Origin of the sequence: Alkalihalobacillus sp. FSL W8-0930 (assembly GCA_037965595.1) — a bacterium.
Taxonomy (GTDB): domain Bacteria; phylum Bacillota; class Bacilli; order Bacillales; family Bacillaceae_D; genus Alkalicoccobacillus.
The window spans coordinates 575,517-587,747 of record CP150183.1 but is presented as its reverse complement, the minus strand read 5'-3'; the positions used below and the strand labels follow the sequence as shown (position 1 = coordinate 587,747).

Genomic DNA, 12,231 nt, shown 5'->3' with positions numbered 1-12,231 from the left:
AAAAAAGGGCGAATGATTCGATCGTCGAATCATTCGCCCTTTTCTAATTGAATTTTAGTTGAATACTTTTTCTATCACTCTTAACCTAAAATCTCTTTCAGGTTACGAATACTAATCTCTACACTCTCAAGTGGTGGTCTTTGGCAGACGTCTTGTTCAACAATAAGACGCTTGGCCCCGGCCTCTTGAACGGCTGTAACAATTCCTTTAATATCAAGTGTTCCCTCGCCCACTTCAGCAAATGTACGGTCTGACGTATCTGCCATATCTTTAATATGTGCAAGTGGTAATCTTCCTTTGTACCTTGCTGCATATTCTACAGCTGAAATCCCTGCGTATTCTGCCCAGTAAGTATCTAACTCTACTTGTACTAGCTCAGCGTCTGTTTGAGAAAAGATGATATCCAGACCGAATTCCCCGTCATATTTTTCATATTCAAAATCATGGTTGTGGTAACAAAGAGTCATGCCAGCTTCTTTCACTTTTTCACCATAGTGATTCAATTGTTCAGCTAGCTTCACATAGTCATCCTTACTCGTTCTACGTTCTGGGACAAGATATGGAATAACCATCGTTTCTACACCCAGTTCTTTGTGATAAGCAATGATCTCGTCCGCATTATCTTCAAGAAGCTCGATTCCAACGTGGCTTGAAAAAGGCTTTAGGTCAAGCTCTTCTAAAAAGGCTTTGAGTTCAGAGGCTTCATAGCCACCGAATCCGGCAAATTCCACGCCATCGTAACCAAGCTCCTTTACCTTTTTAAGTGTTCCTAGAAAATCCTCTTTTGTTTCATTTCTTAGTGTAAACAACTGCAAAGCGATCGGTAACTGTGCCATGTTCATCATCCTCTCAGAACTAGTTTACTTTCACAAATGCACGTGTACTTGCAGACTCTAATGCAGCAAGGACCACATTCAACGATTTCAATCCTTCTTCGCCACTAATTACGGGCTCCGTTCCATTTACAATGCCATCGAGGAATGCATCAATGACTCCACTTGAAGACTGTCCGCCCTCTTCATTGGTTGCGATGGCTCCAACTGAATATCGTTCAACCGTTCCATCTGTTAAACGAACTACAACCTGCTCATCTGCGTTGTCTATAATTTCAAGCACACCATTCTCGCAGTAGATACTCGTTGTGTTATCTTCACCTTTGTAATACGTCCAGCTGGCTGCCATTGTCCCTATGGCGCCGCTCTGCATACGCAATAGGCATGTTGCGTTGTCATCTACATCGCCTTGCTTATCAAGGGTTTCAACAAATGCAGCAACCTCAGAGACTTCCTCATCAAACAACCAGCGAATTAAGTCAATTTTGTGTACACCTAAATCACCCATCGCACCAACAAATGCTTTGGATTTATCGAAGAACCAGCTTGTATCACCCTGTACACTCCAAGCATCTGGTCCACCATGACCAAACGTCGTTTTAAACGTAAGCACTTTACCTAAGCGCCCTGATGCTAACACTTCTTTTGCTTTTACGTGAGGTGGCATGAGTCGCTGATTGTGCCCAATCATCAGCTGGACGTTGTTGTCAGCTGCGGCTTGAATCATGGCCTCGGCTTCTTCAAGAGAAGTTGCCATTGGCTTTTCACATAAAACGTGCGCTCCTGCTTTCGCTGCCGCAATTGATACTTTCGCATGATCCGCATTTTGTGTGCAGACACTTACTACATCAACCTCTTCATTTGCTAAAAGCTCCTCGTAGCTTGTGTAGGCTTTTCCACCATATTGTTCGACATTCGCTTCTGCCAGTTCGATTGTAAAATCACAAAAGGCTACAAATTCAACATCTTCTCTGCTTGCGTATTCTGGAATGTGACGATACTTAGCGATACTTCCATTTCCTACTACAGCTACTTTTATTTTTTTCATGATTGTACCCCTCTCACCTTGGTTAAATTCTATAGCCACCACATGTCTGGTACTGGATCTTTAATTAATACTTGCTGAAGATTGCTGACTGCTCGACTGAATCCTTCATCAATGGACATTAGTCCATCCTCGTGCTCGATGCTGACAGCCCCGTCATATCCGACTGTGCGCAGTGCACTTATGATATCTGACCATACCTTCAGATCATGGCCATAGCCAACTGAGCGGAAGATCCAGGCACGATCCTGCATATTCGCATACGATTGCATATCAAGCAGTCCGTGCATATTCACATTTTCCTGGTCAATATATGTGTCCTTCGCATGGAAGAAGTGGATGGCATTGCGCTTTCCAAGAATTTTAATGGCAGCTATGGGATCGATCCCTTGCCACCATAAATGACTAGGATCCACGTTGGCTCCGATTACCTCACCCACTGCATCACGAAGCTTTAACAAGGTTGCTGGGGTATGTACTAAAAACCCTCCGTGCAACTCAAGTGCAATCTTCACATTGTGGTCACTTGCAAACTTACCTGCTTCCTTCCAATATGGAATCAGCTTCTCTTCCCATTGCCATTTTAAAATCTCAGCATGCTCGTTAGGCCACGGTGCAACTGGCCAGCTTGGTGCTTTTGCTCCTTCATACGCACCAGGTGTACCTGAGAACGTTGTCACAACCTCTACACCTAACTTATTTGCTAAGCGAACGGTATCAAGAAATTCCTGATGGCACTTGTCAGCAAACTCCTTGTCAGGTGTAATGGGATTCCCGTGGACGCTTAAGCTGCTAATCGTCAGCCCTCTGCTCTCCACTGCGTGCTGGAACGCTTTTAGCTTCGATTCATCTGCTAAAAGTTCAGCCGGATTACAATGGGCATTACCAGGATAGCCTCCTGTTCCAATTTCTACGGTTTCAAGTCCTAGGCTTTTAATATGATCTAGCATTTCTTCAAATGGTTTATCAGCAAACAATACGGCGAAAACTCCTAGTTTCATATAATCTCCTCCTTAGTTTGATTCAACGGGCGCGGGGCGCTCACATTGACTTTGCATGGCATAATGCTGATTCGTCGCGGATGCTGTGTAGAAACCATGCATCGCTTCAAGTACATGATAGCCCATCTCACCAGATGCTCTAGTTGGACTTCCTGTGACAACAGCACGTGCCATATCCTTTAAGCCAAGACCTCGTTCATTCTCAGTGTGTCCGTGAGTCAAAGCAAGCTCAGTCCACTCGAGTTCTCCTGCTTTTTTAATATAGACTGGCCCACCAAACGTGTTTGGATCTGGTACTCTTAATGTTCCTTCTGTTCCATAGATTTCGATCCAAGGTAATGTAGCTCCCCAGACATCAAAGCTCATAATTAATGTTCCAACTGCACCATCTTCAAAGTCAATGACGCCAGTTACATGTGTTGGCGTATTCACTGGAATGACTTCACCGTTACGCTCTGGACTTGTCGCAATTCGTTCTTTTAATGCAGACTGGGCTGAACCCGTCACTCGGCGGAATGGACCAATTAGATGAATGAGTGCTGTTAAGTAATACGGTCCCATATCAAAAAGCGGACCTGCGCCTTCCTGATAGTAGAAGTATGGATTTGGGTGCCAGCTTTCAGGACCATGTGACATCATAAATGCCGTCGCTGCCACTGGCTTACCAATTGAGCCTTCATCAATAATCTTGCGGCAGGTCTGTAAGCCACCACCTAAGAATGTATCTGGTGCCACACCAACTTGAAGGCCTTTCTCTTTGGCAAGCTGCAGGATTTGATCAGCGTCCTGCAATGAAATAGACAACGGTTTCTCAAGAAACACATGCTTGCCACCTTCTAATGCTTTGAGTGACACTTCAGCGTGCGCCGCTGGAATGGTTAAGTTTAAAACCATATCAATATCAGGATCTGCGTAAAGCTCATCTGGCGTTAAGACTTTTTGAATATTGTAAGCTTTTGCTTTTTCTCTTGCTGCTTGTTCATTTAAATCACTGACAGCCGCAATTTCAATAAACTCATCTGAGACACAATTTTGCAGATAAATATCACTAATTGTGCCGCAGCCTACAATTCCTACTCTGGCTTTCTGCATCGAACTCACTCTCCTTTAAAAAGAATCAACCGCTTAAAGAAACTCAAATCATCGTTTCATGTATACGCTATCATTCTACCTGTTTTCGTTCTGAATGTATAATATTTTTAATGATTCATTGAAGGTTTCTTTTTAACTTTTGATTGCTCCCTCTGTAATACCCGCGATCACTTGCTTGCTGAATAGTAAAAAGATCACCAACAAAGGCAATGTTGCTAAGAACGTTCCGTTTAAAACCATACTATAATCCTGAGCATAGGTTCCATTTAATGTCTTAAGCGCAACTTGAATGGTATGAACACTACGATCCTTAAGCACAACAAGCGGCCAAAGAAAGTCATTCCACACATTCATATACGTAATTAAACCAAGAGTGGCGAGTGCCGGACGAAGGATAGGAAGAACAACTGTCCAGTACAAGCGAAAGTTTGAACATCCGTCCATTCTTCCTGCATCAATTAATTCATTTGGAACGGCTGTTGAGATATATTGTCTCATCCAAAAGACTCCAAATGCATTTACCATTGCTGGAACAATTAAAGCCGTTAACGTGTTAATCCAGCCGAGCTGACTCACGATCATATATGAAGGAATGAGACCTAGTTGAGCGGGCACCATCATGGTGGCAAGCACAAAGATAAACAGGCCATTCTTCCCTCTAAATTTCAGCTTCGCAAATGCAAAACCTGCTAACGAACAGAAAAACAAAACAGATATCGTAATAAGACTCGCTACTATAAAAGTGTTAAATAACGCCTGCAAGAAATTAATGTTCGTAAACACTTTACCGGCATTTACGAAAAATTCCGTTCCAGGCATGATGGCAGGTGGAAATTGACTAACCGCAGATGTGTGATTTGAACCAATGACAAACATCCAATATAAGGGGAAAAGCGCACACAGACTAAAGAAAACAAGTGCGCTGTATATACCGATTCTACCCATACTAAATGGCTTGCTACCCACTTCTCTCATAAGACTCACATCCTTAATCAGCAGATTTAATTTTGCGCGTCACAAATAGATTCAGTAACGAGAACAGAACAATGATCAAGAATAACAGCCATGCAATGGCAGACGCATATCCAAACGAATTTCTTAGAAACGCTTCTTCATATAAATATAGAGTTAATGTAAGACCTTGATTCACAGCTCCGCCGCCCATACCTGAGAACGTCTGAGGTTCAGCAAAGATTTGCATTCCACCAATGGTTGATAAGATAACGGTAAAGATGATCATTGGTCGAATCATGGGAATGGTAACAAACAAAAATTGTTGTATTTTGTTTGCTCCATCTATCGTTGCTGCTTCATAAAGATCCTTTGGAATACTTTGCAGCGCAGCCAAGTAAATAATGGAGTTATAACCGACCCATCGCCAGATAACCATGGTTGAAATCGCGACATGTGTGCCAAGAACAGACGCTTTCCAATTTATTGGTTCAACACCAACAAGGGAAAGAAGATAATTGATAATTCCATAATGCTGACCAAAGATTGCATCAAATACAATGGCAACCGCGACAACTGAGGTGATGTTTGGAAGAAATACAGCTAGTCTAAAAAAATGTCGACCTTTGAGTAACGCTTGATTTAAAACAAATGCCAGCACAAGTGCAAGTGTCAGCTGTGGAATAGTTGACATGACCCAGATACTCATGGTGTTTCCAAGAGCTTTCCAAAACAGTGGATCAGTTAGGAGCCATTGATAGTTCGTTAAACCCACAAACTCCTTTGTTCCAAGAATGTCCCATTTATGAAATGAGATATAGGCCGTAAACAAAATCGGAAACACACCAAAGACTGCAAATAATAGAAAAAAAGGTGAGATGTATAAATAAGCCGAGATATGATCTTTTTTACTTTGAGTTAGTAGCTTCTTAGGTTTCTTTACAGAACTCTCCTTCATCACTTGCCCCCTTACTTTATATGAGGATGCCGCCTTTGTACGGCACCCTATAAAGGTTGTGATTACCTGCCAATTTCTCGTTCTAAGCTTTTCATTGCTGCATCCCAACTTGATTCTGGAGTATCCTGACCATCCTGAACCCTTGTCACAGCATCTCCAAGAATCTTCTCAATTTGAATCGATTCTGGCCCTTCAAGAATTGGAGTTACTCGTTCTGCCGCTTCGGAATAAATCTTCCCTACTGGTGCATCATTAAAATACTCACTTGTATAATTTACTAGTTCTTCAGAGTCATAGACAGAAGGCGTAGATGGGAAATTTCCAAGTTCTCTGAAGACAGTTAATTGTTGTTCTGGAGCCAAGACCCATTCAATTAAGTCATACGCTTCTTGTGGATGCTTTGATTCCTTTGGTACCGTCAGAAACGATCCACCCATATTCCCTGACCCTTCTGGAATTTGTGTAATATCCCAAAGGCCCGCTGCATCTGGTGCACTTTCTTGAATTTGTGTCATTCTCCATGCAGGAGCAACAACCGTTGCAAAATCCCCATTTACAAGTCCTGCAGACCATTCTGTGCTTCCGTCTTCCATATTGGTTGTTAGACCCTTATCAATCATTTCCATAGCATAGTCATATGCCCGCGTAATTGCTGGATTATCTTGAACAATGATGTTTCCTTCCGCATCAAAGTACTTCGCATCCCCCTGCCCTTCCATCACTGCATACATGTTCCCTGGATTCGGCAGGAATGCTTTACCTGTTTTTTCTTTTACTATTTCACCTGCTGCAATAAAATCATCCCATGTTTGTAATTGTTCAGCGACTTCTTCTCTGTCCGTTGGGAGGCCTGATTCTTCAAATAAATCCACTCGATATGCAAGTGCCTGAGGTCCAATATCCGTAGGAAGCCCAAGCAGATATTCTCCATCAATAGACAACGCCTGCTGCCACTTCCAATCCAAGTAATCTCCTTCTGCCTCTGCTCCTCCATAATCAAATAAATTATGAAAATGATCTGGGTTTGCCTTCATTCTATCGATTCCTTTTACCTCAACAGCCGAAATGTCTGGGGCCCCACTCCCTGCGGCAAGTGCGGTCGTTAAGTTCGTATGCACATCGTTGAAATCAGCAATCTGGATGTTTACCTTGATATCATGTTCTTCTGCATATTGCTCAATTAAGCTTTCAATGCCCATTGATTTCCAAAGCCAAATGGTTAACTCAACTTGTCCATCCTCTACCTTCTCTTCTCCTCCACCACAGGCTGACATCATTAATACTGAAGCTGCACATGCTGAACCAATCACCCATTTACGCCACACTCTATCCATCTTGTTGTCCCCCTTCAATAAAGTAAGCGCTTACATAATTCTATTCTACGCACGGATGAACAAAATATGATTACGTTCTACTTTTTGTTTAGTGGGAAAACTTTACTTATTGATTGTTAAGACTGAACTAGATTAATAAATAAAAGAGGGCAGGACATGACTTAACTTAAATGTAGGGAGTAAAACACGAATGCTGCAAATAATCCGCTACAGTAGAATCCCTCGCACCCACAAGAACGGCCTCAGCCCCTTTCGCGGGAAAAACGCCGCTACAGTGTCTTCACCGCGTTCTGTTCCGCAGGAGTCTCGGGTTCTCCCTCCGCTTGTTCAAATAAAAGCACTAAAGGCGAATGATTCTGCAATCGAATCATTCGCCTTTTCAAAGTGAGTTGTTATGTCCCAGCCTCTTCTACTAAAAACTATTAACGCTTTACTACCATCACACCTTTTCACAGATCAAGAGAAACCGATGCTGCGCGACATCAATATATCCTTCTTTCTTCATGCGAAGGTAGATTTGATACAGGTCATCCTGATGGTCTTCTTGCTTCCATCCTTCAAGCTGCCAAGGGATTGCCTTTAAGTAGTACAGAAGTGCACCCAGATCATAAAAACGTTGAGTTGGATATTCTTCTTTAGCTGTGATCACACGGAACCCTGCTTCCTTTAACTCGGTTTCAGCCTTCTTCAGGCTCCAGCCCTCGTATGACACAGGAACATCAAACCATTCATTGATCTCGCGGCAGTCGTCTCCTCCTACTTGCTGAGTGATAAAGGTTCCGCCTGTTTTTAGAATACGCTTTACTTCATTAACATCAAATGAATCATGTTTATTAATAATTAAATCAAATTCCTCGTCCTCTAAAGGAAGGTCATGATCTTCTGTAAAAGGCAAAACCGTAACTCCTAAAGGCTCTAATCTTTTCTTCGCTACGGGAACATTAGGTTTATACCCTTCCGTTGCTTTTATATGTGGGGGGTAAGGTCTAAGATAGCTAAGTAACTCGCCCCCACCTGTTCCCATATCAAGCATACTAGTGGCAGTAGCCATATGTCTCTTAACGATACTCCCGTATGACCATGTAAGAAGGGAGGTTGAGATTCGTCCCGTTTCGGACACGTATGAAAAGTCCCACCCTTCAAATGCTTCATCCGTTGCTTTTAATTGATTAAGAAAATCCTGCTCCATTTGTATCCTCCTCTAGCGTAGCCAAAAATTGTGCCATTTCCTTATGCCCTGAAAGAACATACACCGTGTGCTTGTCAGAGCTCTCTTCAAAATGCTTTAACTTTTGCTTCATCTTCTTTTGTCTTGGATAATAGGTTTTAATGATAAACCAGATAAAATCGAAATCTATTTTCTCCTTACAACCCTCTGTCAGATCTGGTCTAGACTTTCCGTGGAACATGATTCTTCTCTTAACAACCTGATACAGACACCGCCAAAGAGAACAGTGGATAAACACAATGGTATCCGCTTCACTTAAACGAATGTCCATTGATGCATTATAGTTTCCTTCTATAATCCATTGTTCCGTTTGCGCTAGCACCCTTTGCTTCTCAATAAATATCTCTTTGTCTTCTTCTATCCAGCCCGGCTTCCAGAACAGTGTGTCCAGATGATGAACTGGTAATTGAAGTACGTTTGATAGCTTTCTTGCAAATGTCGATTTCCCCGCCCCAGCTGAAGAACCAACAACCATAACCTTATTCATGGTGTCTAGTCCCCTTTTTCCATATCATATCCTGTTACTATCTATTAAAACTGAAAAAGATAGGTAAAACAAGTCAGCTAATCAATGATTTTTAATAAGAAGTTAGTAAATTGTAAATTGACTTACAAATCGCCCGGTGATAAAGTGGTACGTATAAATTAACTTTTTACCCGCTTATACTAATCTATTTATACGAATAGGTTAATGCGAGCATCATTTTTTGAAAGCGTTTACCAGACTTGTTTTAGAAAGGAGATTAACAGATGATTGGTCAAAGTAAAAAATGGTTACTGGTCGTAAGCTGCTCTCTCATTCTTTTAACTGCGTGCAACCGCACAGAACTCACAACAAGTGATGGTCGGATTCAACTGAATTACTGGGTATTGTTCGGTGGAGGAGATTTAAGTTACATGCAAGACATTGTTACATCCTTTAATGAATCGCAAGACGATATCTATGTAAACATTATCTTACAGGATTTTGATGATTATTATACGAAACTCGTTACTAGTGTTGCGGCGAACCGTGGACCTGATGTTGCGGTATCACATGCTGCTGTTTTACCGGAACTCGTGAACCAAGGATTAACCGAACCACTGAATGATCTCTCACAGGAGGTTGGACTGGACTTTAATGATTTTTATGAGAATCTTCAAGATGCGATGGAGGTTGAAGGAAGCTTTCATGCGGTTCCTATTGATTCTCACCCTTTCATTCTCTATATTAACACCGAGCTAGCAGAAGAAGCTGGCCTTTTAGATGATGATGGGCAACCGATCATTGAAGAAACACCAGAAGGTTTCTTACACTTTTTCCAAGAAGCCACGGAGGCCTTACCTGACAAGACGGGAATCGCCATTCCAACAGGTGGACTCGATGTGTACCGTTGGTGGTGGATGACCTATTTTCAAATGGGTGGAACACCGATCTTCTCTGATGATTTAACGAATCCGGAAATTACGCTCGATGAAGAGATTGCCGTAGAAGCTGCAGACTATCTCTTACAGTTTTTTGGAGACGTGATACCTATGCATTTAAGTGACCCTTATGAAAACTTTCAATCTGGTAATGCTTTCAGCTTGATGACAGGAGTATGGGGCACGGGTATTTGGGAGGCTGCTGACTTGCCTTTTACAGCGGTTCCATTTCCACAGCTATTTGATGTAGATGCAGCACAGGGTGGTTCGCATACGCTGATCATGCCCATTCACTCTGAAACAACAGATGAACGTCAACGAGCAAAAATGGAGTTTATCCAATACGTTAGTGACAGCGGGCTTGAGTGGGCAAAAGCTGGTCACATCCCTTCTAAGCCTGAGATTGTCGAGTCACAGGAATATCAGGATATGCCCTATCGCTCTGACTACGCATCCATCTCTCCTGATGTTGTGTACACGGATCAAACCATCTATCAAAGTGCTGCAGAAACAGATATGACACGCAGCCTGGATGAAATTATGGCTGGTCGACTTACGCCTGAAGAAGGCATTCAAAAGATGATTAATGACCTTGAAGTGACGATTCGATAAAAATATGTACGCATAAGGAGGTGTGCCCTTTGAACAAGAAATCATGGAAAAACGAATTACGTCCGCTCCCTTTTATTCTTCCTTTCTTTATTGTGTATGTTGCATTTACGGTCTTTCCCATCTTTAAAGGGATGCAGATGAGCTTCTTTAACTGGACACTCATTGAGCAACAGGATTTTATTGGACTCGCACATTATCAGAATGTCTTAACGGATCCGAACTTCTGGGAAGCTTTTGGTAATACCACGCTGTTTGTGGTTTTGTCTACACCAACGATGGTGATCTTAGCCTTATTTCTAGCCTTGCTTGCGAATTTAAATACACGGTTTCGTACATTAATACGTGGGGCCTTTTTTATCCCTAGTATTCTATCAGTCTCTGTTATTTCGTATGTGGCCATCTTCATGCTACAGCCTTATACAGGTGTAGTGAACAACTTAATCCAAGCCTTTGGCATTGATCAGGAGCCTTTTTGGCTTGCAGAGCCATCCCTTGCTTGGGTTAGTATTATTGGCGTGACGTTATGGTGGACGGTCGGGTTTAATATGATTCTATTCCTAACCTCCCTGCAGAATATCCCGGATGATTTATATGAAGCAGCTGAAGTAGATGGTGCTACTCGAATGATGATGTTTTGGAAAATTACGTTACCACAGCTCCTTCCAATTACTCGAGTGATCTTATTACTTCAGGTACTGGCATCCTTTAAGGTATTTGGACAAATTCTTTTAATTACAGGAGGAGGACCTGGTACATCAACACGACCAATCATTCTGTACATCTACGAAATGGGCTTTGAGAGATATGACCTTGGATATGCGGCTGCCATGTCGTACTTGCTGTTTGTTGTCCTACTCCTTCTCTCATTAGTTCAACTACGCCTGGGCGGTAAAGGAGGACGAATGATATGAGTAATCAGCAACAGTCGGCATTATCTCAAAAACGGGATCCGCTTCGATTACCTAAGGTCATACTGGCCTTGTTTATGACCTTCTTATTTTTATTCCCGATCTTTTGGATGATTTTTGTGTCACTCAAGCCCGAAAGTCAGCCTGCTGCCTCTCCGCTTGAGTGGTTCCTTCCTCCTTATACATTTGTGAATTACATTGATGTGATCGGTGGAAGTGATATCTTTTTATGGATCTGGAATAGCTTTTTTGTAGGGATCGTGACTACGATACTAACACTTGTCCTTACTTCACTGGCTGCGTTTGCGTTATCTAAAATGAAATTTCGTTATCGCCGCGCGCTTTTTGTATTCTTTATTGCGGGTTTGATGGTTCCTGGTGAAGCTATGATTATCCCTCTCTATGAGATCATTGGGGCAATGAATTTGTTGGATACCTATAGTGGTTTGATTCTTCCAATGATTGCGGCTCCGCTTGGGGTCATTATCTTGAAAAGCTTCTTTGATGGTGTACCTAATGAAGTGATTGAGAGTGCGCAGATTGATGGCTGCACAGACATTCGTCTTTTCTGGAATATCGTGTTGCCACTAGCCAAGCCGGCACTTGCTGCCATTGGAATTCTAACCTTTATTGGTTCGTGGAATAACTTCCTATGGCCTTACTTGGCGATTATCTCTGAATCTCTTTATACACTTCCAGTAGGAATTCCAATGTTTAACTCGAACTATTCAGAGAGTTACATTCTTCCGATGACGGTGAACGCACTTGCATCCATCCCAGTTATCATCGCTTTCTTGCTTTTTGAGAAACAGATTGTGAAAGGGATCAGCTTTACTGGAATAAAAGGATAACTCATTAAAAAGGA

Annotated in this window: 12 protein-coding genes; 3 read left to right on the top strand and 9 right to left on the bottom strand. The window is 42.2% G+C overall.

Going from position 1 to position 12,231, the window contains the following annotated elements:
* Positions 1-80: 80 nt before the first annotated feature.
* From NSQ54_03060 to NSQ54_03020, 9 genes are all read right to left on the bottom strand, one after another.
* A complete protein-coding gene (locus NSQ54_03060) occupies positions 81-836 on the bottom strand; it encodes a sugar phosphate isomerase/epimerase (protein ID WYP27113.1) in 756 nt (251 codons plus the stop codon).
* Positions 837-855: 19 nt separating this feature from the next.
* Positions 856-1,881 carry a Gfo/Idh/MocA family oxidoreductase gene (locus NSQ54_03055; protein WYP27112.1) on the bottom strand — a complete coding sequence of 342 codons (1,026 nt, stop codon included), beginning with the start codon at positions 1,879-1,881 and terminating at the stop codon, positions 856-858.
* Between the two features lie 29 nt (positions 1,882-1,910).
* Positions 1,911-2,879, bottom strand: coding sequence for a sugar phosphate isomerase/epimerase (locus tag NSQ54_03050; protein ID WYP27111.1), 969 nt, complete (start codon positions 2,877-2,879; stop codon positions 1,911-1,913).
* A 12-nt stretch (positions 2,880-2,891) separates the two neighbouring features.
* Entirely contained in the window at positions 2,892-3,971 is a 1,080-nt protein-coding gene (locus NSQ54_03045; GenBank protein WYP27110.1) for a Gfo/Idh/MocA family oxidoreductase, read from the bottom strand.
* Between the two features lie 132 nt (positions 3,972-4,103).
* On the bottom strand, positions 4,104-4,946 hold the full coding sequence (locus tag NSQ54_03040) for a carbohydrate ABC transporter permease (GenBank protein WYP27109.1): 843 nt from the start codon (positions 4,944-4,946) through the stop codon (positions 4,104-4,106).
* A gap of 13 nt (positions 4,947-4,959) precedes the next feature.
* Positions 4,960-5,880, bottom strand: a complete 921-nt coding sequence (locus NSQ54_03035; GenBank protein WYP27108.1) for a sugar ABC transporter permease — start codon at positions 5,878-5,880, stop codon at positions 4,960-4,962.
* A gap of 62 nt (positions 5,881-5,942) precedes the next feature.
* Complete coding sequence (locus NSQ54_03030) at positions 5,943-7,214, bottom strand: extracellular solute-binding protein (protein ID WYP27107.1); 1,272 nt, start codon at positions 7,212-7,214, stop codon at positions 5,943-5,945.
* A 439-nt stretch (positions 7,215-7,653) separates the two neighbouring features.
* Positions 7,654-8,403 carry a class I SAM-dependent methyltransferase gene (locus NSQ54_03025; protein WYP27106.1) on the bottom strand — a complete coding sequence of 250 codons (750 nt, stop codon included), beginning with the start codon at positions 8,401-8,403 and terminating at the stop codon, positions 7,654-7,656.
* Positions 8,384-8,929, bottom strand: a complete 546-nt coding sequence (locus tag NSQ54_03020) for a topology modulation protein (GenBank protein WYP27105.1) — start codon at positions 8,927-8,929, stop codon at positions 8,384-8,386. The genes NSQ54_03025 and NSQ54_03020 overlap by 20 nt, the downstream gene beginning before the upstream one ends.
* Positions 8,930-9,192: 263 nt before the next feature.
* Here NSQ54_03020 and NSQ54_03015 point away from each other — a divergent pair, with 263 nt between their 5' ends.
* From NSQ54_03015 to NSQ54_03005, 3 genes are read left to right on the top strand one after another with little or no spacing between them, the layout of a single operon-like run.
* Complete coding sequence (locus tag NSQ54_03015) at positions 9,193-10,458, top strand: extracellular solute-binding protein (protein ID WYP27104.1); 1,266 nt, start codon at positions 9,193-9,195, stop codon at positions 10,456-10,458.
* Positions 10,459-10,487: 29 nt separating this feature from the next.
* Positions 10,488-11,369 (top strand): sugar ABC transporter permease, encoded by an 882-nt coding sequence (locus tag NSQ54_03010; protein WYP27103.1) that lies wholly within the window; start codon positions 10,488-10,490, stop codon positions 11,367-11,369.
* Positions 11,366-12,217, top strand: coding sequence for a carbohydrate ABC transporter permease (locus NSQ54_03005; protein ID WYP27102.1), 852 nt, complete (start codon positions 11,366-11,368; stop codon positions 12,215-12,217). The genes NSQ54_03010 and NSQ54_03005 overlap by 4 nt, the downstream gene beginning before the upstream one ends.
* Positions 12,218-12,231 lie beyond the last annotated feature (14 nt).